The following is a 24,818-nucleotide window of genomic DNA, read 5'->3' as shown; positions in this document are numbered from 1 at the left end:
TCAGAAATGTCGAGTTAATCGGTCTTGTATTAAAGTTTTGTCTTGCCGATCCCGCCCACTCGCCCTTATGATTCTGTTTCCGGGAGCCCCCGGCAGTGCAACACAAGAGTGAGGAGACAGGAATGCCTGGTTTGCTGCACCCACTTCACGAGGGCCATGCGCCCTTCATATTGCATAGTGCCTTTCAGGACGCCATCGATGCTTTGGAGGACTGGGAGCTCGGGAGTGATGAGCCTCAGATTGAGGTCAATGACAGACAGGTTGTAATCAGCGCCGTGTTCCGGCGTCTTTGGACCTGTACGGATATTCTTCCAGCCAGAACATTGGCAGTCGTGGAAGATTTGCTGCCATTGCGCTCAGCAGAATTCAGAGCTGGCACATCAACCTATGCCGATGCCGCCCATAGCCTATGGGAACTCAGCATGCAGAAACGCGCTGCCTCCTTCGAGATGCAGCATCACAACGCCTCCTGAGAATTATCGGAAGCTTTTAAGCTACCCGCCGGACTGACCCGGCGGGTAATTTATTTGGCGGCTAGTTGCCGTGCTTGGCGAGCCAGGCTTTCATCTGCTTGATCTCGCCTTCCTGCGCGGCAATGATATCCGTCGCTAGCTTGCGGATTTCTTCATCCTTGCCATATTTCAACTCCACCTTGGCCATGTCGATAGCGCCCTGATGGTGGGCAATCATGCCGCGGACGAAATCCTTGTCGGCTTCGCCGGTGAATTTGATGGCCATGTCCTTGTGCATTTTGGCGTTTGCTTCAGCAAAGGCCTTCGATGACGGGCCCTGATCGCCGGTTGGCTGCATGGCCATGGCGTCGTGTTTCATCATCTTGTGGTCCTGTGCCAATGCAGGGGAGGCAATAACCAGAACACCAGCGAGGATAGTGGCGGAGAAAGTAGTCATTTTCATTGGATTGATCTTTCCTTGGGTCAGACAGACAAGCACAGGCTATGACCCGTTCGCCCGTGCGCTAAATGGAAATGGAAGCGATCAATTGCGGTTTGGGAGGGGGTGACAGGGGCGCGCTGGCCTGTGCCACAAGCGGCAACTCCGTTCCATGCGGAACCACCATCCGTGTGGATGGTGTCGTAATGGTGATGAGTGCGATAGCAGGAATGGCGATACAGGCGGAACAAAGGGCTGGATGAGGGGCTTTTGCCGTACCCATGCAATGGTTTTGGTCGCCCGCGCAGGCATGGGCATGGCCTGCCATTGGCTTTTGGTCTGTAACCTGTGCTGTCATTTCCGTTGCCAGCCGGACAGGCGCCGCAAATACGGGCACCCAACCGACGGAAAAGGCTGTGAGGAAGGTCAGAAGAATGGCAAGCCTGCTCATGGCTTTGTCATAGCAAGAACAATCCCAAACGCGAAATCACCTTCTGTTTATTGTTGTTGCGCCGCTTTGGCTGCCGCGAGGGCTTTTTCGAGATCAGCGATGAGATCTTCTGTATCTTCGAGACCGATCTGCAGGCGGATAAGCGCTCCCGCATATTTCTTGCCGGTCAGAACCCGGTCCGAAAGATTGACCTGAAGCGCAAGGCTTGCATAGCCGCCCCACGAATAGCCGAGCGCAAAAATATCAAGCGTGTTGAGGAAAGCTCTGGCCTGTTTTGTTTCGCCCTCGATAACGATGGAGAACACGCCAGCAGCACCGGAAAAATCCCGTTTCCACAAGGCGTGTCCGGCATGGCTCTCAAGAGCCGGATGCAAGACCTCGATGACACCGGGTTGTTTTTCAAGCCAGCGGGCGATTTCAAGCGCATTTTTGCCATGCTGATCCAGACGCAGCTTCATTGTACGCAAACCGCGCAGAACGTCGTAGGCATCATCGCCAGCAACGCACAGGCCGATGGCCGTATAGGCGTCATCAAGCCGCTTGAAGCATTTTTCATTGGCTGAGATGGTGCCCATGAGAATGTCCGAATGGCCTGATGGATATTTTGTTGCCGCATGGATGGAGATATCGACACCAAAATCCAGCGGCTTCAGATAAAGCGGCGTCGCCCAGGTATTGTCCATCATGACAATGGCCCCTGCCGCGTGTGCTTTCTCAACGATCGCTGGAATGTCCTGAATTTCAAATGTGTTGGAGCCCGGCGATTCGGTAAAGACGACTGTTGTGTTGGGGCGGATGAGCTTTTCAATATCAGCGCCAACAAGCGGGTCATAATATTCGACCTCGATACCCAAGCGTTTCAGCATCGTATTGCAGAAATAACGTGTGTTGCCGTAGACGCTGTCGACCATCAGCAAATGATCGCCGGGTGCCAGAAACGCAAGCAGAGGAATGGTTACAGCTGCAAGGCCCGATGGGACCAGCAGGGTGCCGAATGAGCCTTCCAACTCGTCAATTGCCTGACACAGCGCATCGGTTGTAGGCGTGCCATGCGTTGCATAACCATATCTCTGCTTATGGCTCGCCATGGTTTCCGCATCAGGGAAAAGAACGGTCGAAGCGTGAACAACCGGCGGATTGACAAAACCGTGATAATCACGCGGATCATAGCCGCCATGGGCCAGACGCGTGTTGATCCCGAATTTTGCCATCTTATCAGACTCTTTGCCCATGGATATTCTCCGCATTGCGATGCATGACAATTGTAAGTGTTGCGAGAAGTCGATAATGCCACGACGTTCCCGTTGCAACAGTCGAGTCATACTGGATGAGGAACAGTTAGCCTGTTTAGGTTCAGGCAAATTGGAGAAACAATGACGGATGCCGCCAATTCACAATCCCTGTCAGGCATAAGACGCGCGAACAGGTCGATCGTCAATTTTTTGCGACGCATGCGAGCGCCTGCCCATCCGAACACACCTGCCGTATGGACCGGCGGCATGTCGATGGCGGCGGTGCTGATATTTTTCTTCATTCTCCTGCTGCATCCTTTCGACGATCCTCTTTCACGCAATCTGTCATCGCATGAGGGGCCATTAAGCTCCATGCGGCTGCTGACCGATATCGGTCTGTCCCAGTGGTACCTGATCCCGGCATTCTTCATTGCGGTGTGCCTGATTGGCATTAACTGGCGCAATCTGCCCCATGCGCGGCGCGTGCGCCTGGGCTTGATTTATGCACAGGCAACATTTGCTTTCTGGGCTGTGGCCCTGTCAGGAATTCTGACGAATATTGCCAAGTTCTGTATCGGGCGTGCCCGGCCGAAATTTATCGATACCCTCGGCGCCAATGGGTTTTCACCATTTCAGGCCGGGTATGATTTCGCGAGTTTTCCCTCGGGGCATTCAACCACAATGGGTGCTGTTGGCGCCATTCTCGCGCTATGGTTTCCGCGCTGGCGGGTGCCGATCATTCTGGCAACCATGTTTATTGCCTTCACGCGCATCATCGCGCGGGCCCATTATCCGACGGATGTGGTTGCCGGCTACACCGTCGGCTTCCTCTTCACCCTCGCCCTTGCCAGATTCCTTGCCGGACGCCGCGCTGCCTTTTTGTTCGACGGCACTCGATTCTTCCCGATTTTGCGTTTTCGCGACCGGTTTTGGCGCTGATTTGAGTTTTTGAACAAGAAATAATCGAAAACTTCAACAAGAAGCAGCTATTCGGCTGTTTCTGCAAAAATATTGGGCAAAGATTATCCCTTGACCAAACTCACAGAATGCCCTTCGATACAGGGGTGAATGGGAGACATGTTGGAGCCTTGAAAGGGCACGGGGGGAACCCGCCAATATGGAAGATTCCTCTCTGGGAACCACGGGCAACAATTAAAGGGTTTGGTAGTTATGAAAAATCTTGTTTTGAAGGGCGTATTGGGGGCATCTGCGTTGGTCCTGCTGGCTTCCGCTGCTTCCGCTGGCACGCTTGATGACGTTAAGAAAAAAGGCTTCGTGCAATGCGGCGTAAACACAGGTCTTGCTGGTTTTGGCGCACCAAACGACAAGGGTGAGTGGTCCGGTTTCGACGTTGACTATTGCCGTGCCGTTGCCGCCGCCGTTTTTGGCGATGGAACCAAGGTAAAGTTTACACCGCTTTCCGCCAAGGATCGTCTTCCTGCTTTGCAGTCGGGTGAGATTGACGTTCTGATTCGCAACACCACATGGACACTGAGCCGCGACACGCAGGGCTTTGATTTCCCCGGTGTCAATTATTACGACGGTCAGGGCTTTATGATCAACGCCAAGAAGCTGTCGGGCATCAATTCCGCATTGCAGCTTTCGGGTGCATCGGTTTGCGTTCAGGCCGGTACAACGACCGAACTCAATCTCGCCGACTACTTCAAGGCGAACAAGATGGAATACAATCCTGTCGTGTTCGAGAAGCTTGAAGAAGTCAACGCCGCCTATGATGCCGGCCGTTGCGACGTCTACACCACCGACCAGTCGGGCCTTTATGCCATCCGTCTGACACTTTCTGCGCCGGATGATCACGTTGTTCTGCCTGAAATTATCTCGAAGGAGCCTCTGGGCCCCGTCGTTCGTCAGGGCGACAGCCAGTGGGCTGACGTTATCCGCTGGACACATTATGCCCTGCTGACCGCTGAAGAACTCGGCATCACCAAGGCCAATGTTGATGAATTGACCAAGAGCGACAGCCCTGAAATCAAGCGCGTGCTTGGTCAGGAAGCCAACACCAAGCTTGGAACGGACCTCGGTCTGACCAATGATTGGGTCGTCAAGATCGTCAAGGCGGTCGGCAATTATGGCGAACTGTTCGAGTCCAATGTCGGTGCAGGCAGCAAGCTCAAGATTGCCCGCGGCATCAATGCTCAGTGGAGCAAGGGTGGCCTGCAATACGCAATGCCGATCCGCTGATTTTTTAACTGATTGATTTGAAATCCGGGAAGGGGGCTTTGCCTCCTTTCCGGGAAAACAATTACAAAAATAATAAAAATAAAAAACGAACTAAAGAAATGAGGGGTCAATGGCATCGCAGGATATTACGCCTGTCGGTACAGATAGTGCCAAAGCATCACTTTTAAACGATCCGAAAATTCGCGGCTACATTTATCAGGTCGTGGTTCTGGTTGTACTGGTGGGATTGGTCTACTGGGTCGTCAACAATACAATCGCCAATCTGCAGCGCGCCCACCTGGCAACAGGTTTCGGTTTTCTCGACGGTCGCTCCGGGTTTGATATCAGTTCTCATCCGTTCACCAGCTATTCGAGCGACTCCACCTACATAAACGCGCTTTATGTCGGTTTTTTGAATACATTGCTGGTCGCCGTCGTCGGTATCATCACCGCGACCATTATCGGTTTTATTATTGGCGTCGGACGGCTCTCGCACAATTGGCTTATTCGCAAGCTCTGCACCGTTTACGTCGAGGTTTTCCGTAATATCCCGCCACTGCTGGTTATCTTCTTCTGGTACTCCGGTGTTTTGGCTGTCTTGCCGCAAGCACGGCAGAGCATTGCATTGCCGTTCAGCACGTTCCTCAACAATCGCGGTTTCTTCTTTCCCGTACCGATTTTTGGTGAAGGTGCATGGCTGGCAGGTGCCGCATTTATCCTAGCCATCATAGGCACATTCTTTGTCCGCCGCTGGGCTTATAAACGGCAAATGGCGACAGGACAGCAGTTCCCTGTTCTCCTGACAGGCTTGGCCTTGATTATCGGACTGCCGCTTCTGGCTTTTGCTCTCAAAGGCTTTCCGCTGACCTTCAACCGTCCTGTGCTCGGCTCATTTAATCTGAGCGGCGGTTCGCTTGTCGGCCCCGAATTCATGTCGCTCTATCTTGCGCTTTCCTTCTATACGGCATCCTTCATTGCCGAGATTGTGCGCTCCGGTATTCGCGGTGTGGGCAAGGGGCAGAGCGAAGCGGCCCATGCCCTCGGACTGCGCGCCGGTACAACCACACGGCTCGTGGTCGTACCACAGGCTCTGCGCATCATCATTCCACCACTGAGCAGTCAATTTCTGAATCTGACCAAGAATTCATCTTTGGCCGTGGCGGTAGGATATCCTGATCTTTTTGCCGTCGGCGGAACAATCCTCAACCAGACTGGCCGTTCCATCGAAGTCGTAACCATCTTCATCATCGTTTATCTCAGTCTGAGTGTGCTGACATCGCTCTTCATGAACTGGTTTAACGCGAAGATGGCATTGGTGGAGCGCTGATCATGGCTGATAGCAACAATCTGAGTTTCGTTCGTACCGAAATGCTGCAGGGCCAGACACCACCTCTGGGTGAGCGGGGCATCGTCCGCTGGATCAGGCTCAACCTCATGGCAACGCCTATTGATGCCATATTGACGGTCTTTGCCATTTTCCTTCTGGCGTGGTTCGTACCACCGATGATCAACTGGCTGTTTATTCAGGCCTCATGGTCCGGTGCGGACCGGGCAGTCTGCTCGACTGTCGCGCAGGGCGGTGTCATGCCCGATGGCTGGTCAGGCGCCTGCTGGGCTTACGTGAATGCCAATTTCAACCAGTTCATGTATGGCCGTTATCCGCTGGAAGAGCATTGGCGTGTCAATCTTGTTGGCATCATCTTTTCTCTGCTGTTGATTGCGTTGCTGACGCCAAAAGCTCCGTTCAAGACCGCCAATGCGATCGTGTTTTTCTTCATTTTCCCGATCTTCGCCTTCTTCCTGCTGGTCGGTGGCTGGTTCGGTCTTCCTTACATTGAAACGGCGACCTGGGGTGGCTTGCTCGTCACGCTGGTGCTTTCCTTTGTGGGCATTGCCGTGTCGCTGCCGCTCGGTATTGTTCTCGCCTTGGGCAGGCGTTCGAAAATGCCTGTTATCAAGATGCTCTGCGTCATTTTCATTGAAATGGTGCGTGGCATTCCGCTCGTGACGGTGCTGTTTATGGCCAGCTATATGCTGCCACTGTTCCTGCCGCCGGGCGTATCCTTTGACAAGTTTTTACGCGCACTGATCGGCGTGGCACTCTTTGCTTCGGCCTATATGGCTGAGGTGGTGCGCGGTGGTCTGCAGGCAATCCCGAAAGGGCAATATGAAGGTGCTGACTCGCTCGGATTGAGCTATTGGCAGAAAACCGGCCTTATCATTCTGCCGCAAGCGCTGAAAATGGTGATCCCGGGGATCGTCAACACGTTCATCGGTCTGTTCAAGGATACATCGCTGGTTTCCATTATCAGCATGTTCGATCTGCTCGGAACCGTGCGTCAGCACTTTAATGATGCCAACTGGGCATCGCCACAAACCCCCATCTCCGGTCTGATTTTCGCCGGTTTCGTCTTCTGGATTTTCTGTTTCGGCATGTCGCGATATTCCATCTTCATGGAACGCAGGCTGGATACAGGACATAAACACTAAGGAGTACCTTGCATGACCACTGAAAACGTCGTCGATCCATCTGAACTTCATGTCGACCGCTCCTTGATGCAGGTCTCCAAGACCGATGTTGCCGTTGAGATCAGCAGCATGAACAAATGGTATGGTGATTTCCACGTCCTCAAGGACATCAACCTCAAGGTGATGCGCGGTGAGCGCATCGTCATCGCCGGTCCTTCGGGGTCGGGCAAGTCCACCATGATCCGCTGCATCAACCGGCTTGAAGAGCATCAGAGCGGCAAGATTCTCGTCGATGGTATTGAACTCACCAACGATCTGAAAAAGATCGATGAAGTCCGGCGCGAAGTTGGCATGGTGTTCCAGCATTTCAACCTGTTTCCGCACCTGACAATTCTGGAGAACTGCACACTCGCTCCAATCTGGGTGCGCAAGATGCCGAAGAAAAAGGCGGACGAGATTGCCATGCACTATCTCGAACGCGTCAAAATCCCCGAGCAGGCCAATAAATATCCCGGTCAGCTCTCTGGTGGTCAGCAGCAGCGTGTGGCGATTGCCCGCTCGCTATGCATGAACCCGCGCATTATGCTGTTTGATGAGCCAACCTCGGCGCTCGATCCCGAGATGATCAAGGAAGTGCTGGATACGATGGTTCAGCTTGCCGAAGAAGGCATGACCATGGTTTGCGTGACGCACGAGATGGGCTTTGCCCGTCAGGTGGCGAACCGCGTGATCTTCATGGATCAGGGCCAGATCGTCGAGCAGAACGAACCGGCCGCATTCTTCGACAATCCGCAGCATGAACGGACAAAGCTGTTCTTGAGCCAGATTCTTCATTGAGACTTCTGCGTCTCATCCTGAAATCCATTGCAGCGGTCCTTGTGGCCGCTGCTTTGGTTTTTGTGGCGGGCGCATTGATACCCCGCCCGTTCTTCGCGCAGACAGATCAAACGTCGCAGCCCGTGCGCACAGTCCTTCTCCTGTCCAATCCCATTCATACGGACATTGCGTTTCCCGCCGATCCGGATGTGCTGGCACGGCTGTCTTTCCTGAGCAATGATGATTTTCAGTTCACCGATCCGCGTATCGCGTGGATTGTTGTGGGCTGGGGAGGGCGCAGCTTTTATCTTGAGACACCCACTTGGGCGGAACTCAAATTCATGCCTTTGATGCGCGGGCTGACCTATGATGCATCCGCCATGCATGTGGAGCCCATCGGCACCATCAATACGAACCATCCTGCGATCAAACGCTTATTGGTCAGCCCGGAGGCTTTCGACGCCATGCTTGCCAATGCACTGGCCACCTTCCAGCGGGATGCAGAAGGAAAAGCGGTGATGATCGAAGGCGCTGGTTACGGGCCGAATGACCGCTTTTTTGAAGCCAAAGGCACGTTCACCGCGCTTCTTGGTTGCAACACCTGGACGAGTGCCATTTTGCGGGCAGGTAGTTTGCGCACAGGAGTGTGGAATCCGTTGCCCCAGAGCCTTGTCTGGTCGCTCAAACATTATAATAATTTGTAGAGCGGGTGTTTCTTCCGCATTTTTTGTATAACTAATTGATTTTATTAAATTTATTTTGAAGTTTTAATTCGGAGTTTTTAATGACCGATGATCTTCAGGGGCTGACTAGTAAACAGATAGACGCGGCAGAATTATTGCGTAAGAGCCGCAACAATGAAGTGCTGAAATATACGGTTGCCGCATATGACCGTCTCTCCACGGCAATCTTCATCACGGGGTTTCTTGGCCCGATTTTTGGTTCGGTTTTGAATCCGGCTCTATTGAGCAATTACAATCGGATAGGCAAGTTTCTGATCGTTTGTGGATTGTTGCAAGCGTTGATGATATCCTGCGGCCTGCATCTTTATGGAAAGATTAAACTAAGAGATGGTTGGCAATGACAATTGATTCAAACATGCTCATTTATGCAATTTTCATGATTAATCTTATTGGTATAGGCGGTTTTTTTGCCGCTCGATACGAGTTCAATCAGCTTAGAAAAGAAACCGAGCGTTCCAAGCAACAGATCGCACGGGCAAGGCAAGGCTTGCGTGAACAGGGATTGCCCGCAGAATAGTCTCTATGGCTCCACAGGCCCACGGACAGAACAAGGTCGCGAATGCGAGGGTGCCACGCCTGGACGAGCGCTATTTTGCGGGTAGGTTGTTTGCGCACGGGCTTTTGGAACCCTCTGCCGCGAAACCTTGTCTGGTCACTCGAATAATAATCTGTAGGATGAATCGTTCTTTCGTCTTGGTATTTTTGTTTAACTAATTGATTTATTTGATTTTATTATAATTTATTTCAGCCGGAGTTTTTAATGACGGAGAACTTTGAGGAAATAAGCAGCGAGCGATTGCGCGAAATCGCTGCAACCGAGCAAATATGGAATAACGAGTTACGCAAGTATGTAGCTTCGGCGCTCGATCGGCTGTCTACGGCGCTCATTGTGGTTGGTATCCTGGCGCCGATAGTTGGGATCATGGCAAATCCCTCGGTTTTGCAGCAGGACAACACCTTCTGGTTGATGATGAAGTTTATTGCGATGGTATTCGGCGGCGTGTTATCGTTTGGTCTGCATATTTGCGGCAGATGGGTTCTGAAAGAGGGTTGTCCTGATGCTCACCTATGAGATGGTCTGGATCGGCACGTGGGCTGTCATGGTCATAGCCATGGTGGCTGGTGCGATTATGTATGGTCTGCATGAAGTGGACCAAAGTCAGAAAAAAACGGACCTTCGCCTTGCTGCTATTGCGCGCGAACTGGAACGTCGTGCCACGGCAGCCGAGTAATCGGTACTATCTGGCTTCCGCATCAAAACCATAGAGCCAGTCAAAACCTGCGACGAATTTTTCCACCGGTCGATTGCGCATGAGCAGATTGCGGGCAAGGGCAACCGGTCCTTTTGCGTGATAGGCCAGTTGATTGAGTGCGCCTCGGCGCACGACCGATTCAATGCGTCGTGTTCGGCTTTTGGCATAGGCGGCTAGTTCTCTCGGCCAGTTTTCCTTCTGCTCACCGAGTGTTGCGGCGAGGGCGCAGGCATCCTCGATCGCCATGGCTGCACCTTGCGCCGCATAGGGTGTCATTGCATGGGCGGCATCGCCGATCAGCACAAGCCGGTTGTCCTGCAGGAAATGACAGCGCTTCATTTCGAACAGCCGCCACGGCGTCCATGGACCGACGGACAGGACCAGATCGCGAATACCCGGATGCCACGCGTGGAAATCCTTGGCAAAGTTCTGACTTGGTGCATCGGGGCTGATTTCGACATCCCAACGGCCACCGTTTTTCCTGTCGCGCGCCACGGCAACGAAATTCATCATTTCACCTGAACGCATGGGATAGGCGATCAGATGCGCATTGCTGCCGGTCCAGGCGACCACATTTTTCCCCTCAGGCAGAAGGGCGGTGAACGATGCGGGCAACCGACCGACTGGAACCGAGGCACGCCAGGCGATAGAACCGGTGTAGCGCGCCTGATCATGGTCAGATGCTGCATTACGCAAAATCGACCAGACACCATCAGCTCCGACCAGCAAGGCACCGCGATGTTCCTCGATACGGTCATTATACTGGACACGCACCATCACGCCCTGCGCATCGCTTCGATGATGGGTCACGGAGGATTCCAATTGCATGGCAATATTACCGCGGCTGCGGACCTCGGCGAGCAATGCGCGTTGCAGGTCTGCGCGATGACAGACAATGTAGGGGGAATGCCAGCGTTCTTCCGCGCCTTTGCCCATGGGCAGATGCAGCAGCGTGTTGCCGCTTATCCCGTCCTGCAGACAAACAGCATCTGGCTGCACCGACGAGGGCATCAGGCGGTCAAGCACGCCGAGGCGTTGCAAAAGGCGCGTTGCATTGGGCGAAAGCTGTATACCAGCCCCGGCTTCGGCAAGAACAGCACTCTTCTCGAATATCTGGACTGCAAATCCTCTGGCGCTCAACGCCAGCGCCAATGTCAGGCCGGCAATACCGGCCCCGGCAATAATGATCTGATCAGGGTTGGGAGTTCGCCTGTTGCGGGCCGTCTTCAGGTCGATGACGGGCGTTTGCAATCAGGCAGCCTTGTTGTCCACATAGGTGCAACCGGCAGGAATAGTCTCTTCCGCGCTGAGTGATGCATCATAACGATACAGGGTCGAGCAATAGGGGCAGACTTTTTCGTTATCGTCGCCAAGATCGAGGAAAACATGCGGATGATCGAAAGGTGGATTGGCACCGACGCACATGAATTCCTTCACGCCGATGCTGATGGCGGCGTGGCCAGCGCTGTTCTGGAAGTGGGGAATGCTGTGTCCGGCCATGTGTCGCTCCTGAGCTTTCGGTCAATACGCATTAGTATTGCCTCCCTCATAGAGCAATTCTGCCATTATGAAAATCGCTTCTGTTGCCTCAAAGCGAGGCAATCTGACACAAGTGCGTTTCATCCAGTCACAAATGCCGCTTTGGCGGCCCCCTCACTATTCATCCGGCTTAGAATTTCGTCGCGAAACGCTGCAATTCCGGTGTAAGGTCTTTGGGGCGTTGATTTTTTATCGGACGAACGAGAATTTGCGGCGACTGCTATAAAAGCTTCAAGAGACTTCTCTATTGTGGCCTGTGATTCCGCGTTTGACGGGACTATTCTAATCGGAGAATGACAATGAACGATCAGTCACCCGCCATAACGAATGCGGTCGAAGTCATCGATCTGCCGGATCTGCATAACAGTGTCGATCGCTTCGTCAATCGCGAGTTTTCCTGGCTGCAGTTCAATCGCCGCGTTCTGGAAGAAGCTCATAACCTGCATCAGCCGCTGCTGGAGCGTTTGCGCTTCCTGTCAATCTCCGCTGCCAATCTGGACGAATTCTTCATGGTGCGTATCGCTGGCCTTGCGGGTCAGGTGCGTGCAGGCGTTTCCAATCGCAGCCCTGACGGGCGCACGCCGCAGGAACAGCTGGAATTCGTGCTTGATGAAGTTGGCAAGCTGCAGGCCGCCCAACAGCTTCGCTTCAACGAACTGCGCGTTGAGATGCTGGCCGAGAATATCGAGATCGTCCGCCCTGATAAGCTGACAAGAACTGAACGGCTCTGGCTTGAGGATCACTTCCTCGAAACCATCTATCCCGTACTCACGCCACTCTCCATCGATCCGGCGCATCCGTTTCCATTCATTCCCAATCTCGGTTTCACCATCGCTATGCTCTTGAGCCGCAGCACGGACAATCGTCCGATGACCGCGCTTTTGCGTCTGCCACAGGCTTTGAAACGTTTCATCCAGATTCCTGATGATGCTGGCCGTTTCCGCTTCCTGACGCTCGAAGATGCCATCAGCCTGTTCACCGGACGCCTGTTCCCCGGCTACGAGGTGAAGGGCGCCGGTACATTCCGCATCATCCGCGACAGCGATATTGAAGTGGAAGAAGAGGCTGAGGATCTGGTGCGCCTGTTCGAAAGTGCGCTGAAGCGCCGTCGGCGCGGTCAGGTGATCCGTATCGAGTTTGACGATGAAATGCCTGAATCCCTGCGCGCTTTTGTGGCGACCGAACTCGGCGTTCCTGACAACCGTATCAGCGTTCTCGAAGGTCTTCTGGCGCTGAACACGATCTCTGAAATCGTCGGCATTCCACGCGGCGATCTGAAATTCGTGCCTTACAATCCACGTTTTCCCGAGCGCGTGCGTGAGCATGGCGGTGATTGCTTCGCCGCGATCCGCGAAAAGGACATCCTGGTTCACCATCCTTACGAATCCTTCGATGTTGTCGTGCAGTTCCTGCGTCAGGCCGCTGCCGATCCGGAAGTGGTTGCCATCAAGCAGACGCTGTATCGGACATCCAATGACAGCCCGATCGTACGCGCGCTGATCGATGCCGCCGATGCGGGCAAATCAGTCACGGCACTGGTGGAATTGAAGGCGCGCTTTGACGAAGAAGCCAATATCCGCTGGGCGCGCGATCTGGAACGTGCTGGCGTTCAGGTCGTCTTCGGCTTTATCGAGCTGAAAACCCATGCAAAAATGTCGCTGGTCGTGCGGCGCGAGGAACAGAAGCTGCGCAGCTATGTGCATCTTGGCACAGGCAATTATCACCCGATCACCGCCAAGATTTACACCGACCTGTCATTCTTCACCTGCGAGCCGTCCATTGGCCGTGACGTTGCCCAGATTTTCAACTTCATCACTGGCTACACTCAGCCCTCGGGCGAGATGGGCATTGCCGTATCGCCAACCACGCTGCGGCCGCGCATTCTCCAGCATATCGAGGAAGAAATCGCCCATGCCAAGGCGGGTCGTCCGGCTGCAATCTGGATGAAGATGAATTCTCTGGTTGATCCGCAGATCATTGATGCTCTGTATAAAGCCAGCTCCAACGGCGTGGATATTGACCTTATCGTGCGCGGCATCTGCTGCCTGCGTCCGCAGGTTCCGGGCCTCTCCGACACGATTCGCGCAAAATCCATTGTCGGTCGCTTTCTTGAACACAGCCGAATCTTCTGTTTCGGCAATGGTGAGGGACTGCCTTCGGAAAAAGCGCTCGTTTATATCGGTTCGGCCGATATGATGACGCGTAACCTCGACCGGCGTGTTGAAACCCTGGTTCCGATCACCAATCCAACTGTGCATCAACAGCTTCTTTCACAGATTATGCTGGCGAACCTTCTCGACAACCAGCAGAGTTACGAGTTACTAGCAGACGGTACGTCGCGCCGGATTGTTCCGGCAGACGGTGAAGATGCTTTTAACGCGCAGGAATATTTCATGACAAATCCCAGCCTGTCTGGCCGCGGCAAGTCGCTGAAGTCTTCAGCACCACGCTTGATCGCCCACCGTAAGCGATCCAAAGCAGCGAAAAACAAGACTGCATGATTTCCGCAGCACAGGGACGCGTGCAGGGGCGTCATCCGGCCGGTGTCATCGACATCGGCTCGAACTCTGTACGTCTCGTCGTTTATGAAGGCGTTACCCGCTCACCCACGGTGCTTTTCAATGAAAAGATTCTGTGCGGTTTGGGCAAGGGATTGGTCAAAACCGGCAAGCTGAATGAAAAAGCCGTGCAGAGCGCCTTGCGCGCGCTGCGCCGCTTCCGTGCCTTGGCTGATCAGGCCGGTGCGCGTTCGCTGGATGTGCTGGCGACGGCCGCCGCGCGCGAAGCCGAAAATGGTCCTGATTTCATCGCACAGGCAGAAATCGTGCTGGGCGAGCCGATCAAGGTTCTGTCCGGTCGCGAGGAAGCTTATTATTCCGCACTTGGCGTTATCTCGGGATTTCATGATCCGGATGGTATTGCGGGCGATCTTGGCGGTGGCAGTCTTGAACTGGTTGACGTCAAGGGCCGCACCATCGGCGATGGCATAACGCTCCCGCTTGGCGGCCTGCGTTTGCAGGATATGTCGAACGGTGATCTTGCCGCCGCATCGGATATTGCCAAGAAAACGCTGGAATCGGCAAAGCTGCTGGCCAAGGGCAAGGGGCGTGCTTTTTACGCCGTTGGCGGCACCTGGCGAAATCTCGCCAAGCTGCATATGAGCGCCGAACACTATCCCCTGCATGTCATGCACCATTACGAGATACCTTTTGAGGAAGCCCAGCGCTTTCTCAAACGTGTTGCCGACGGCAATCTCGATAATATGCGCGGTATAGAGGATGTGTCGAAAAACCGTCGTGCACTGCTGTCCTACGGCGCCATCGCCTTGCTGGAAACCATCCGCAAGATGCGCCCCTCAAAGGTTATCTTCTCTGCGCTTGGTGTGCGCGAAGGTTTCCTCTTTTCACTGTTGTCCGAATCTGAACGCCTTGAAGATCCGTTGATATCGGCTGCTGACGAGTTCGCCGTTCTGCGTGCCCGCTCGCCAGCCTATGCGCGCGAGCTTGCGGATTGGAGCGGAGAGGCGTTTGCTGCTCTTGGTTACAGCGAGACGGAGGACGAGAAGCGCTATCGCCGCGCAGCTTGCCTGATTGCCGATATCAGTTGGCGCGCCCATCCGGATTATCGCGGCTCGCAGGCGCTGAATATGATCTCCAATGCGGCGTTTGTCGGTATTGATCATCCGGGCCGGGCCTATATCGCGCTAGCCAATTTCTTCCGCCATGAGGGCGTTGCCAACAGCACGGCAGACCCGGAATTGGCTGCGCTCGCCAGCCCGCGTCTGCTTGAGTATTCCAAGGTGTTGGCCGCGATCATGCGGATCGTCTATCCGTTCTCCGCATCCATGGCCGGCGTTGTTCCAAATCTGACGTGGAAACAAGCGTCGGATGGTCTTTATCTGGAAGTCGCGGCAAAGAATGCCGATCTGATTGGCGATGTTCCCGAGGGACGTTTGCAGCAACTGGCAAAACTGACAGGCAAGACCTTGAAAATGGCCATCGGCAAATAACCGGCTTTCTCATTTCTGGATGGAGATTGATGCAGTGACGCAAATCACGAAGGATCGGCTTTTTCTTCTTCGTCCTGACTTTGAAGACCCTGCTTATCCGGGCAAGCGCTTTTATTGCTGGCATTGCGCGTTGATGGAGGGTGTTCTCGCATCCTTTCCCGAGCTTGCCAAAAGCCTTGATGTGCATCGGATTGCATGGCCAAGACCACGTCAGGACGTTGTGGCATTGCTTGGAAGCGAAAACCAGTCGCTTCCTTTGCTTGTGCTGGCAAACGGAGAAACGTCAGCGTTTCAGACAGGTATCCATAACGGCCATGCTTTCATATCGGACAAGGACGCCATTTTGAAAGCATTGACCGAGCGGCACGGTTTTCCCGAGGCGCATCCTTAAACGGGCACAACCGCCCGCTTGCGTGCTGGCAAGGTCATCGCTGCAACACCAATGATGACGCACATCAGGCCAAACCACGCTGTTGATGTCAGGCTTTCGCCAAGGAACAGGACGCCAATGCCAACACCAATGGGCACGCGCAGATAGGCTTGCGACGTCGCGCCAACGGTACCAAGCGTATTGATCAGCCGGAAATAGATCACAAAGGCGAGGGCGGTCGAGAACACGGATAGGCCAAGCAATGCCAGCATGGAATGCGCTGAGGGTGCCAAGGTCCATGGCTGGTCAACCACGAGGCTAACCGGAATGAGAATGACCGCACCGCAGATCATTGAGCCTGCCGCTGGCATCATCGGGTCGAGCCCTTTAAAACCCTTGCCGAAGATTGCAGCGAACGCATAGGAAATCGTTGCGGCAACGATAGCGAGTTGCGCCATAAGTTCCTTGCCAATCCCGTTGAATGCTTCAAGCCCGATGATCAGTGAAATGCCCACAACACCCGCCGCCACGCCAAAAACCTTGCGTGTGGTCACAGGCTCATGCCGGGTGATCAGCGCGGTCAGCAGGAAAGCGAAGATGGGCGTTGTTGAATTCAAAATGGTGGCAAGCCCGGCATTCACAGTCTGTTCCGCCCAGGCGACCAAGGTAAATGGGACGACGCTGTTGATGCAGGCCTGAATGAAAAAGCGCTTCCAGATCGCCGGGTCGCGGGGAAGCGAAAGGCCGCGCATCTTGATGATGGCAAGCAGCAATCCACCGGCAATCAGCGTGCGCGCGGCAATGAAGGTGATAGGCGGGATGGTCTCCACGCCAATTTTGATGAAGGTATAGGAGGCACCCCAAAGCGTCGCGAGAACGGCAAGAAGCGCCAATTCTCTCGCCAGAGATGGGTTTTGAATGGTGGTATCAGACATCATTGCCTCGCATCAGCATGGTTTCAATGGGCCGATGCTAGCCAAATTGTCGGGCCGATACTTCGGCCCGCACCGTACTATAGGTCTGCGCAGGGCACGGCGCGGATTCGCTTGTTTTCAAACTTCAGGCAAAGCTCGCCATTGATCAGCTGCAACGCCTTTTCGCCAAAAACTTCGCGGCGCCAACCCTGCAGAGCGGCAATATCATCCGCATCGCCTTCCGCGGCTATCCGTTCGATTTCATCTGACGTCGCCACAACCTTGGCGGCAACACCATGTTCTTCCGTCACCAGACGCAGCAGAACCTTCAAAAGCTCCGCAGCGGCACCGGCTCCCTCAGGCGACTGCACGGATTTCGGCAGGCGCGGCATGTCTTCTTTTGGCAGGTCGAGCGCAATGTTGACCGCATTGAGCAGACCAGTCGCTATGCTGGAGCGCTCCCAACCCTTGGGGATGGTGCGAAGGCGGCCCATGGCTTCCACATCGCGTGGTTGCTGCTGGGCGATCTCGTAAATGGCATCGTCCTTGAGCACGCGGCCGCGCGGCACATTGCGTTCGCGCGCTTCGCGTTCGCGCCAGGCAGCGACACTGCGCAGCACGGCCAGTTCCTGCGGCTTGCGCAGGCGCATCTTCAGGCGCTTCCATGCATCATCTGGATGCATGTCATAGGTCTCGCGGGCGGTGAGCACCTTCATCTCGTCGAGAACCCAGTCCGTGCGGCCTTCTTCCTCAAGCTTATTGTTGAGGTAGAGATAAATGTCGCGCAGGTGCGTCACGTCAGCCAGTGCATAATCCAGCTGCTTTTCTGAAAGCGGGCGGCGGCGCCAGTCGGTAAAGCGCGAGGATTTGTCGATCTGCGCGCCATTCACCCGCTGCACCAACTGGTCATAGGCAATCGCATCGCCAAAGCCGCAAACCATCGCGGCAACCTGCGTATCGAAAACCGGGTGAGGGATCAGATTGCCAAGATGGAAAATAATCTCGATGTCCTGCCGCGCGGCGTGGAACACCTTGACGATGGTTTCATCGGCCATCAGCCGGAAAAACGGCGCAAGATCGAGACCCGGCGCAAGGGCATCGACAATGGCTGTGTGATCAGGGGATGCGAGCTGGATAACGCAAAGCTCCGGCCAGAACGTGGTCTCCCGGATGAACTCCGTATCGACGGTTACGAAATCGGATTGCGAAAGGGCGGCTACAGCCTGGTCAAGCTGATCTGTGGTTGTAATCATGGTCATGAAATTTCTATAGCGAATGGAAATGCATTTGTCTCGTCTGTCTGAGTTTCTTCGTTACCAGAGCGCTGTCATTGCTTCCATATAACTGTTTCGGGCTCACAAATGCCCCATCGGGCAATTCGCAATCTTGACAAATCATCGTCAAAATGCGCTTGTCCGCGCAAATTCCAGATTATATCCGGGGCTTTCTTCACGCCTTCCGGCAACAAGCATCAAGCATCTCAGAGGCACATATCATGCACCGTTACCGCAGCCATACCTGCGCCGCCCTGCGGAAATCCGACGTTGGTTCGACAGTTCGTCTTTCCGGCTGGGTTCACCGCGTCCGCGATCATGGCGGTATTCTCTTTATCGATATCCGCGATCATTACGGTCTGACCCAGATCGTTGCCAGCCCCGACTCGCCCGCATTCAAGGTGGCCGAGACCGTGCGCGGCGAATGGGTTATCCGCGTGGATGGTGAAGTGAAGGCCCGCACGGATGATACTGTCAATGCGAACATGCCCACTGGCGAGATCGAAGTTTTTGCCCGCGAGATCGAAATTCTGTCAGCTGCCAAGGAACTGCCGCTGCCGGTGTTCGGCGAGCTGGATTATCCTGAGGATATTCGCCTGAAATACCGCTTCCTCGATCTGCGCCGCGATACGCTGCACAAGAACATCATGTCGCGCACCAAGATCATCGCCGCGATGCGCCGCCGTATGACCGATATCGGCTTCACCGAGTTCTCGACGCCTATCCTGACGGCTTCCTCGCCGGAAGGTGCGCGCGACTTCCTCGTGCCAAGCCGCATTCATGCCGGCAAGTTCTATGCACTGCCGCAGGCGCCGCAGCAGTACAAGCAGCTGATCATGATGTCCGGTTTCGACCGCTACTTCCAGATCGCGCCATGCTTCCGTGATGAAGACCCGCGCGCTGACCGTCTGCCGGGTGAATTCTACCAGCTCGACGTCGAAATGAGCTTTGTCGAGCAGGAAGACGTTCTGTCGACCATGGAACCCGTCCTGCGCGGCGTCTTTGAAGAATTTGCCGAGGGTAAGCCTGTCACGCAGGAATTCCCGCGCATCGCCTATGACGTTGCCATGCGCAAATACGGCTCCGACAAGCCTGATCTGCGCAACCCGATCGAAATGCAGGCTGTTACCGAGCATTTTGCCGGTTCCGGCTTCAAGGTTTTCGCCAACATGATCGCCAATGACCCGAAGGTCGAAGTCTGGGCCATTCCGGCCAAGACAGGTGGTTCGCGCGCATTCTGTGATCGTATGAACTCCTGGGCGCAGGGCGAAGGACAGCCGGGTCTCGGCTATATCTTCTGGCGCAAGGAAGGCGAAGCGCTTGAGGGCGCTGGCCCGCTTGCCAAGAACATCGGACCTGAGCGTACCGAAGCACTGCGCGTGCAGCTTGGTCTTGACGATGGCGATGCGGCGTTCTTCGTTGCTGGCGATCCCAAGAAGTTCGTTTCCTTTGCCGGTGCCGCGCGTACCCGCGCTGGCGAAGAACTGAACCTTGTTGACCGCGACCAGTTCAAACTGTGCTGGATCATCGACTTCCCGTTCTTCGAGTGGCTGGAAGAAGAAAAGAAGATCGATTTTGCCCACAACCCGTTCTCCATGCCGCAGGGTGGCATTGATGCACTGGAAAATCAGGACCCGTTGACGATCAAGGCGTTCCAGTACGATCTCGTCTGCAACGGTTTTGAGATTTCCTCTGGCGGTATCCGCAACCATCTGCCGGAAACCATGGTCAAGGCGTTTGAGGCGGTTGGCCATTCACGCGAAACGGTGGAAGAGCGTTTTGGTGGTCTTTATCGCGCGTTCCAGTATGGCGCACCGCCGCATGGCGGTATGGCTGCAGGTATCGACCGCATTGTGATGCTGCTCGTGGGTGCGAAGAACCTGCGCGAAATCACCATGTTCCCGATGAACCAGCAGGCCTATGACCTTCTGATGAACGCACCATCCGATGTGTCGCCAGCCCAGTTGCGCGATCTCAACATCCGCCTCGCGCCGATGAAGAAAGAGGATTAAAAGCCTCTTCTAACCGACTCCAGATAAACAAAAAGCCCGGCATCGCTGCCGGGCTTTTTCGTTGTCGTGGAGCGCCGTTCCCGAGGAAGGCGCTCCAAAAACCATTACTGATTGGCGTTAACAGTGACGCCAAGTGTCTTGATCAGCGACTTAGGATCAGCCATGCCGCCAGCTGCGATGATCGCAAATGGAACAGACTTGCCAGGAGCAGCCTTGATCTCGATGTTCTTCGGGCTGTCGAGATAGGCACTGACAGCTGTTCCCAGCGCCTGCGCAAATTCCGCATTGCCGAGCTGTGCCGCCATCATTGGCAGGATTGCCTTGCCCTGATTGACCAGATCATCGCGCTTCATACCCTGCTGCTTGGCAGCATAGTCGAGCGCCTTGTTGGTGACTGAGGCATCGTCGAAGCGGATCGACGCACCAGTGAAGCTCAACTGCTGCATCAGGCCGAGCATGGCCATGGCTTGTGCTTCGTCAGCCTTGCCTTCGCCCTTCTTGGCGGCTTCCTGCAGGCCCTTGAGGAACTCTAGTGTGTAGCCCGAAACGTCGATCTTCAAACCCAATGTACCAGCATTGTCGACTATGTAATCGAATTTATCGAAAATCATGTGTCCGTCCGAAAGATTCCAGCTACCTCCGGCAATAAACTTTCCGGTAACGGTTTCATAGCCAAGTGCTTTCAAAGCGTCTTTGGTCTTAGCGTCTTCGACATTGGCGAAGTTGGCCTTGAAACTTGCCAAATTAGCCGTGAAGGTTATTGGCGCGGTCGTTGTGAAAGGTGATACCGTTGCAGTCAAACCATCAGCCGAAAAAACTTCGGTGTTCTTGATGCGAATTGCACCATGTTTCACTTCAGCGTTTCCATATTGCAGCATTTTTGCGAGTGGTTCGGTCGCCCCCTCGGCTGGAAGTGTGATGTCACTTAACTTGATACCCTCAATCGTAATTTTACTGTCAGCTTCACCGGCAGGGACGTAATTGATGTCTGGTACCGTGAGGCTGCCAATCTTGAAGCCGCCGCCGGATGAATCACTGACATCACTCAAAGTCACGTCTCCAATATTGACGGTTTCCTTCATACCCGGGGTAGAGAATTTGGTATCCTTGAGGACGACTGTCGAACCATTGGTTTCAACATTTGAGTACTCAATCTTGTTATCCATTTCGCCATAGACGCCCTTCAAACGGGCAGCCACGGCATTACCGTCCACCGCATAGGCTGAACCGGCAAAGACAACGACGAGGGCAGTGGTCGCAGCCATAAGGTGCAAGCCGGATTTCAGAGAGGTGGTTGGACGCATAGTGGATTCCTTGTTTTGGTCAGTAGGTAGTTCTATCGCATGTCGCGCGGCAAAACTATGACGGTCATGCGGCATGAATTTTGGCAAATTCGGCGGTAGAAAGTCAGATTTGGCGAACGGAAGCAAGCCCCGCCCATTTTTTACCCATTACAAAGCGCAACAGGCTGTGATCTTGGCGAATCATTGCTTGCTCGCGATTCAGTGAGTTGATAACCCATTGACATGGGAAAAAGCCTGATTCCGCCAGACAATGGCGACGATAATGTTGAACCGGTTGATCTGAAGGCAGCGCTTGAACAGCGCTATCTTGCCTATGCGCTTTCGACGATCACAAACCGTGCCTTGCCTGACGTGCGTGACGGGCTGAAACCCGTTCATCGCAGAATTATGCATGCGATGCGCCTGCTCAGGCTCTCGCCTGATCAGTCCTATGCAAAATGCGCCCGTATCGTCGGTGAAGTGATGGGTAAATTCCATCCGCATGGCGACCAGTCGATCTATGATGCGCTGGTGCGCCTGTCGCAGGATTTTGCGGTGCGCTACCCTGTGGTCGACGGGCAGGGCAATTTTGGCAATATTGACGGCGATAATCCGGCCGCCATGCGTTACACCGAAGCGCGTATGACCGACGTCGCCATGCTGCTTCTGGAAGGCATCACCGAAGACGCTGTCGATTTTCGCCCGACCTATAATGATGAAGACGAGGAACCGATTGTTCTTCCCGGCGCGTTCCCGAACCTGCTGGCCAATGGTTCGTCCGGTATTGCGGTTGGCATGGCCACATCAATCCCGCCGCACAATGTCTCGGAACTCTGCGCCGCAGCGCTGCATCTGATCAAACATCCTGATGCGACGGTTGAAGATCTTGTTTCCCTCGAAGAAGATGCAGCCGATCATACCAAGACCATGGTTCGCGGGCCTGATTTTCCGACCGGCGGTGTGATGGTCGAAAGCGCCGATGCCATTCTCGATGCCTATAAGACCGGGCGGGGCGGTTTCCGTCTGCGCGCGCGCTGGGAGGTGGAGGATCAGGGGCGCGGCACCTGGATCATCGTCATTACCGAAATTCCTTATCAGGTGCAAAAGTCCCGGCTGATCGAAAAGATTGCCGAACTGCTGATCGCCAAGAAGCTGCCGCTGCTTGACGATGTGCGCGACGAATCCACCGAAGACGTGCGCATCGTGCTCGAACCCAAGAGCCGCAGCGTCAATCCTGATATTCTGATGGAATCCCTGTTCAAGCTGTCCGAGCTTGAAACGCGTTTCCCGCTGAACATGAACGTCCTGACCAACGGCAAGGTGCCGAACGTCCTGTCCTTGAAGGACGTGCTCCAGCAATGGCTTGAGCACCGCAAGGATGTACTCATTCGCCGCTCACGCCACCGGCTGGCGGAAATCGAGCGGCGTCTGGAAATTCTCGGCGGCTTCCTCATCGCCTATCTTAATCTCGATGAGGTGATCCGCATCATCCGCGAGGAGGATGAGCCGAAGCAGGAAATGATGGCCCGCTTCGGGCTAACGGATGTTCAGGCTGAAGCTGTTCTCAATATGCGTCTGCGTTCATTGCGCAAGCTTGAGGAATTCGAAATCCGCAAGGAGTTCGCCGGGCTGACTGCTGAAAAGGGTGAAATCGAGCAATTGCTGGCCTCCGACACCAAGCAATGGCAGACCATTTCCTGGCAGATTGCCGAAATGCAGAAGAAATATGCGGCAGATACGCCTTTGGGCAAGCGCCGTACGACCTTTGCCGATGCGCCGCAGCATGATCTGACCGACATGCATCACGCCATGATCGAGAAGGAACCGGTTACGGTTGTCGTCTCGGAAAAAGGCTGGCTGCGCGCTATGAAGGGCCATCTGCCTGATTTCGCCGCCCTGACCTTCAAGGAAGGCGATAAGCTGAAACTGGCGTTCCATGCGGAAACCACCGATAGAATTCTTGTCCTGACCACCGGCGGCAAGTTCTACACCATTGGCGCCAACAGCCTGCCGGGCGGGCGCGGTCATGGTGAGCCGATCCGTATCATCGTCGATATGGAGAACGATCAGGATATCGTCACTGCCTTCGTCCACAATCCCGGACGCCAATTGCTCCTGTCGTCGCATGACGGTAATGGCTTCCTTGTGCCCGAGGCTGATGTCATGGCCAATACCCGCAAGGGCAGGCAGGTGATGAACGTCAAGGCACCGGATGAGGCGCGCCATTGTGTTCCTGTTGCCGGTGATAGCGTCGCCATTGTCGGTGAAAACCGCAAGATGCTGGTGTTTCCGCTATCGGAGATCCCGGAACTTGGCCGTGGCAAGGGCGTACGCCTGCAGCGCTACAAGGATGGCGGCGTATCCGATATCCGTGTCTTTGCCATGGAGCAGGGGCTGACGTGGCAGGATGCGGCTGACCGTACCTTCACACGCAGCAAGGATGAACTCATCGAGTGGATCGGTCCACGTGCCACCGCTGGGCGTATGGTGCCGAAGGGTTTCCCGCGCTCGGGCAAGTTTTCCTGACACGCAATTCGCAGGTTGATTGAAAATGTAAACGAGAATGTTCATTCTCGTATTGACGATGATTGTGTTTCGCTATAAACGAGAACGAACATTCGCTCTTTTTTGTGGTGCCGCATGGTTGATAACATTCTCCCAAGACCGACCAAGCACCTTGCCGATGAGAAATCGGACAGGGAAGGCGGCTGTTTTGTCACCAAACTCTTCGGCAAACGGGCGCAGAACCGCGAGGTTCAGGAAGCGCGTATTCTGGAAGCGGCAACCACCTGTTTTGTTCGGGCAGGGTTTCACGGCGCGTCGATGAATGACATCTGCTCCGAAGCGGGCATGAGCCCCGGCGCGCTTTACCGTTATTTCCCGTCGAAAGAGTCGATTATCGAGACCATTGTCGCGGCCCACCGCAAGGCAAGCGCTGAAATTCTCGATCGTATGAGCGCATACGACAATATCATCGACGCCTTGGTGATGGTTGGAATGGAGCATATCCACCAAAAATCGGCGACCAGCACCGGCGATGGTGTTGGTGATGCAAATGCCCGGATTTTCGCGGAAATACGGGCCGAGGCCATCCGCAATGAAGCCGTTGCCGCCCAGTGCGAACTTTATGAAGGGCAGATGCGCGAACAGCTTTTGTCGGCCATCAGTGCTGCCAAGAATCGCGGCGAGATTGATCCCATTGGCGATCTCGGCCTCGTTGCAGCAACCCTTGCTGCCATGGGCGAGGGCGTGATCATGCGGAATTTTCCGGCACAGGGTGTGCCTGTCGAAGCGCTGGAACCGATGTTTCGGGCGCTCGCCGTGGCGATTTTGCGCCCGGTAAAAGCATAAAACATACGCATAAATTACTGAACTACCGATCCC

General features: G+C 54.6%; 24 protein-coding genes and 1 pseudogene. 17 read left to right on the top strand and 8 right to left on the bottom strand.

The annotated features are described in order from the left end of the window. Positions 1-122: 122 nt before the first annotated feature. Complete coding sequence (locus tag BLU05_RS20185; RefSeq protein WP_227986882.1) at positions 123-473, top strand: BRA0787 family protein; 351 nt, start codon at positions 123-125, stop codon at positions 471-473. Between the two features lie 61 nt (positions 474-534). Here the strand turns inward: BLU05_RS20185 and BLU05_RS20180 are convergent, their stop codons facing one another. The 3 genes from BLU05_RS20180 to BLU05_RS20170 form a co-directional block, all read right to left on the bottom strand. After that, complete coding sequence (locus BLU05_RS20180; protein ID WP_175540682.1) at positions 535-915, bottom strand: CopM family metallochaperone; 381 nt, start codon at positions 913-915, stop codon at positions 535-537. A gap of 61 nt (positions 916-976) precedes the next feature. Then, positions 977-1,342, bottom strand: coding sequence for a hypothetical protein (locus BLU05_RS20175; RefSeq protein ID WP_091883999.1), 366 nt, complete (start codon positions 1,340-1,342; stop codon positions 977-979). A gap of 47 nt (positions 1,343-1,389) precedes the next feature. After that, positions 1,390-2,574, bottom strand: a complete 1,185-nt coding sequence (locus BLU05_RS20170) for a cystathionine beta-lyase (RefSeq protein ID WP_091883997.1) — start codon at positions 2,572-2,574, stop codon at positions 1,390-1,392. A gap of 141 nt (positions 2,575-2,715) precedes the next feature. Here BLU05_RS20170 and BLU05_RS20165 point away from each other — a divergent pair, with 141 nt between their 5' ends. The 10 genes from BLU05_RS20165 to BLU05_RS26300 all read left to right on the top strand — a co-directional run bounded on the left by BLU05_RS20165 (position 2,716) and on the right by BLU05_RS26300 (position 10,012). Then, the gene (locus BLU05_RS20165) at positions 2,716-3,513 is read left to right on the top strand and encodes a phosphatase PAP2 family protein (RefSeq protein WP_091883994.1); all 798 of its coding nucleotides are present in this window, start codon (positions 2,716-2,718) and stop codon (positions 3,511-3,513) included. Between the two features lie 231 nt (positions 3,514-3,744). Further along, positions 3,745-4,773, top strand: a complete 1,029-nt coding sequence (locus tag BLU05_RS20160) for an amino acid ABC transporter substrate-binding protein (RefSeq protein ID WP_091883991.1) — start codon at positions 3,745-3,747, stop codon at positions 4,771-4,773. Between the two features lie 109 nt (positions 4,774-4,882). Beyond that, positions 4,883-6,079, top strand: a complete 1,197-nt coding sequence (locus BLU05_RS20155; RefSeq protein WP_091883989.1) for an amino acid ABC transporter permease — start codon at positions 4,883-4,885, stop codon at positions 6,077-6,079. A 2-nt stretch (positions 6,080-6,081) separates the two neighbouring features. Beyond that, on the top strand, positions 6,082-7,242 hold the full coding sequence (locus BLU05_RS20150; protein ID WP_091883986.1) for an amino acid ABC transporter permease: 1,161 nt from the start codon (positions 6,082-6,084) through the stop codon (positions 7,240-7,242). A gap of 12 nt (positions 7,243-7,254) precedes the next feature. Continuing rightward, positions 7,255-8,058 (top strand): amino acid ABC transporter ATP-binding protein, encoded by an 804-nt coding sequence (locus tag BLU05_RS20145; RefSeq protein WP_091883984.1) that lies wholly within the window; start codon positions 7,255-7,257, stop codon positions 8,056-8,058. After that, the gene (locus tag BLU05_RS20140; RefSeq protein WP_091883981.1) at positions 8,055-8,741 is read left to right on the top strand and encodes a TIGR02117 family protein; all 687 of its coding nucleotides are present in this window, start codon (positions 8,055-8,057) and stop codon (positions 8,739-8,741) included. Before BLU05_RS20145 ends, BLU05_RS20140 begins: the two co-directional genes overlap by 4 nt. A gap of 80 nt (positions 8,742-8,821) precedes the next feature. Beyond that, positions 8,822-9,121 carry a hypothetical protein gene (locus BLU05_RS20135; protein ID WP_091883979.1) on the top strand — a complete coding sequence of 100 codons (300 nt, stop codon included), beginning with the start codon at positions 8,822-8,824 and terminating at the stop codon, positions 9,119-9,121. Further along, entirely contained in the window at positions 9,118-9,297 is a 180-nt protein-coding gene (locus BLU05_RS20130) for a hypothetical protein (protein ID WP_091883976.1), read from the top strand. Before BLU05_RS20135 ends, BLU05_RS20130 begins: the two co-directional genes overlap by 4 nt. 243 nt (positions 9,298-9,540) lie before the next feature. Then, positions 9,541-9,852 (top strand): hypothetical protein, encoded by a 312-nt coding sequence (locus BLU05_RS20120; RefSeq protein ID WP_091883972.1) that lies wholly within the window; start codon positions 9,541-9,543, stop codon positions 9,850-9,852. Next, positions 9,839-10,012 carry a hypothetical protein gene (locus BLU05_RS26300; protein ID WP_175540681.1) on the top strand — a complete coding sequence of 58 codons (174 nt, stop codon included), beginning with the start codon at positions 9,839-9,841 and terminating at the stop codon, positions 10,010-10,012. Before BLU05_RS20120 ends, BLU05_RS26300 begins: the two co-directional genes overlap by 14 nt. Before the next feature lie 6 nt (positions 10,013-10,018). Here BLU05_RS26300 and BLU05_RS20115 read toward each other — a convergent pair whose 3' ends face one another. Together BLU05_RS20115 and BLU05_RS20110 are read right to left on the bottom strand one after the other, a co-directional pair. Further along, the gene (locus BLU05_RS20115) at positions 10,019-11,284 is read right to left on the bottom strand and encodes an FAD-dependent monooxygenase (RefSeq protein WP_091883969.1); all 1,266 of its coding nucleotides are present in this window, start codon (positions 11,282-11,284) and stop codon (positions 10,019-10,021) included. Then, positions 11,285-11,533, bottom strand: coding sequence for a zinc-finger domain-containing protein (locus BLU05_RS20110; RefSeq protein WP_091883967.1), 249 nt, complete (start codon positions 11,531-11,533; stop codon positions 11,285-11,287). 392 nt (positions 11,534-11,925) lie between these two features. Between BLU05_RS20110 and BLU05_RS20105 the strand changes: the two are divergent. From BLU05_RS20105 to BLU05_RS20095, 3 genes and pseudogenes are all read left to right on the top strand, one after another. Further along, a pseudogene (locus tag BLU05_RS20105) lies at positions 11,926-14,073 on the top strand (RNA degradosome polyphosphate kinase); the annotation flags it as partial. Continuing rightward, entirely contained in the window at positions 14,070-15,581 is a 1,512-nt protein-coding gene (ppx, locus tag BLU05_RS20100; protein WP_091883962.1) for an exopolyphosphatase, read from the top strand. The pseudogene BLU05_RS20105 and the gene ppx, both read left to right, overlap by 4 nt. 43 nt (positions 15,582-15,624) lie before the next feature. Beyond that, a complete protein-coding gene (locus tag BLU05_RS20095; protein ID WP_091884122.1) occupies positions 15,625-15,972 on the top strand; it encodes a DUF3088 domain-containing protein in 348 nt (115 codons plus the stop codon). Here the strand turns inward: BLU05_RS20095 and BLU05_RS20090 are convergent. Together BLU05_RS20090 and rnd are read right to left on the bottom strand one after the other, a co-directional pair. Then, positions 15,969-16,871 carry a DMT family transporter gene (locus tag BLU05_RS20090; protein ID WP_175540687.1) on the bottom strand — a complete coding sequence of 301 codons (903 nt, stop codon included), beginning with the start codon at positions 16,869-16,871 and terminating at the stop codon, positions 15,969-15,971. The two genes, BLU05_RS20095 and BLU05_RS20090, sit on opposite strands and share 4 nt — an antisense overlap. Before the next feature lie 92 nt (positions 16,872-16,963). Next, a complete protein-coding gene (rnd, locus tag BLU05_RS20085) occupies positions 16,964-18,124 on the bottom strand; it encodes a ribonuclease D (RefSeq protein ID WP_091883957.1) in 1,161 nt (386 codons plus the stop codon). Positions 18,125-18,360: 236 nt separating this feature from the next. On the opposite strand from rnd, the gene aspS reads away from it, so the two are divergent. Next, a complete protein-coding gene (gene aspS, locus BLU05_RS20080; protein WP_091884120.1) occupies positions 18,361-20,151 on the top strand; it encodes an aspartate--tRNA ligase in 1,791 nt (596 codons plus the stop codon). 104 nt (positions 20,152-20,255) lie between these two features. Here aspS and BLU05_RS20075 read toward each other — a convergent pair whose 3' ends face one another. Further along, positions 20,256-21,455 carry a hypothetical protein gene (locus BLU05_RS20075; RefSeq protein ID WP_139210494.1) on the bottom strand — a complete coding sequence of 400 codons (1,200 nt, stop codon included), beginning with the start codon at positions 21,453-21,455 and terminating at the stop codon, positions 20,256-20,258. Positions 21,456-21,677: 222 nt separating this feature from the next. Here BLU05_RS20075 and parC point away from each other — a divergent pair, with 222 nt between their 5' ends. Together parC and BLU05_RS20065 are read left to right on the top strand one after the other, a co-directional pair. Next, positions 21,678-23,960: a DNA topoisomerase IV subunit A gene (parC, locus tag BLU05_RS20070; RefSeq protein WP_091883952.1), complete on the top strand. Its 2,283-nt coding sequence runs from the start codon at positions 21,678-21,680 to the stop codon at positions 23,958-23,960. A gap of 114 nt (positions 23,961-24,074) precedes the next feature. Beyond that, positions 24,075-24,785, top strand: coding sequence for a TetR/AcrR family transcriptional regulator (locus BLU05_RS20065; RefSeq protein WP_091883950.1), 711 nt, complete (start codon positions 24,075-24,077; stop codon positions 24,783-24,785). The last annotated feature ends 33 nt before the right edge of the window (positions 24,786-24,818 follow it).

This window comes from Phyllobacterium sp. OV277, assembly GCF_900104355.1.
In the GTDB taxonomy this organism is placed as follows: Bacteria; Pseudomonadota; Alphaproteobacteria; order Rhizobiales; family Rhizobiaceae; genus Phyllobacterium.
Note: the sequence above shows the minus strand (reverse complement) of the source record. Positions and strands in the feature narration are given on the sequence as shown.

Coding starts and splice junctions, on each gene's coding strand:
- BLU05_RS20110 (WP_091883967.1), bottom strand. CDS start 11,533: ATGGCCGGACACAGCATTCCCCACTTCCAGAACAGCGCTGGCCACGCC.
- BLU05_RS20075 (WP_139210494.1), bottom strand. CDS start 21,455: ATGCGTCCAACCACCTCTCTGAAATCCGGCTTGCACCTTATGGCTGCG.
- rnd (WP_091883957.1), bottom strand. CDS start 18,124: ATGACCATGATTACAACCACAGATCAGCTTGACCAGGCTGTAGCCGCC.
- BLU05_RS20130 (WP_091883976.1), top strand. CDS start 9,118: ATGACAATTGATTCAAACATGCTCATTTATGCAATTTTCATGATTAAT.
- BLU05_RS26300 (WP_175540681.1), top strand. CDS start 9,839: ATGCTCACCTATGAGATGGTCTGGATCGGCACGTGGGCTGTCATGGTC.
- BLU05_RS20065 (WP_091883950.1), top strand. CDS start 24,075: ATGGTTGATAACATTCTCCCAAGACCGACCAAGCACCTTGCCGATGAG.
- aspS (WP_091884120.1), top strand. CDS start 18,361: ATGCACCGTTACCGCAGCCATACCTGCGCCGCCCTGCGGAAATCCGAC.
- BLU05_RS20185 (WP_227986882.1), top strand. CDS start 123: ATGCCTGGTTTGCTGCACCCACTTCACGAGGGCCATGCGCCCTTCATA.
- parC (WP_091883952.1), top strand. CDS start 21,678: ATGGGAAAAAGCCTGATTCCGCCAGACAATGGCGACGATAATGTTGAA.
- BLU05_RS20180 (WP_175540682.1), bottom strand. CDS start 915: ATGAAAATGACTACTTTCTCCGCCACTATCCTCGCTGGTGTTCTGGTT.
- ppx (WP_091883962.1), top strand. CDS start 14,070: ATGATTTCCGCAGCACAGGGACGCGTGCAGGGGCGTCATCCGGCCGGT.
- BLU05_RS20120 (WP_091883972.1), top strand. CDS start 9,541: ATGACGGAGAACTTTGAGGAAATAAGCAGCGAGCGATTGCGCGAAATC.
- BLU05_RS20170 (WP_091883997.1), bottom strand. CDS start 2,574: ATGGGCAAAGAGTCTGATAAGATGGCAAAATTCGGGATCAACACGCGT.
- BLU05_RS20155 (WP_091883989.1), top strand. CDS start 4,883: ATGGCATCGCAGGATATTACGCCTGTCGGTACAGATAGTGCCAAAGCA.
- BLU05_RS20160 (WP_091883991.1), top strand. CDS start 3,745: ATGAAAAATCTTGTTTTGAAGGGCGTATTGGGGGCATCTGCGTTGGTC.
- BLU05_RS20145 (WP_091883984.1), top strand. CDS start 7,255: ATGACCACTGAAAACGTCGTCGATCCATCTGAACTTCATGTCGACCGC.
- BLU05_RS20165 (WP_091883994.1), top strand. CDS start 2,716: ATGACGGATGCCGCCAATTCACAATCCCTGTCAGGCATAAGACGCGCG.
- BLU05_RS20135 (WP_091883979.1), top strand. CDS start 8,822: ATGACCGATGATCTTCAGGGGCTGACTAGTAAACAGATAGACGCGGCA.
- BLU05_RS20175 (WP_091883999.1), bottom strand. CDS start 1,342: ATGAGCAGGCTTGCCATTCTTCTGACCTTCCTCACAGCCTTTTCCGTC.
- BLU05_RS20150 (WP_091883986.1), top strand. CDS start 6,082: ATGGCTGATAGCAACAATCTGAGTTTCGTTCGTACCGAAATGCTGCAG.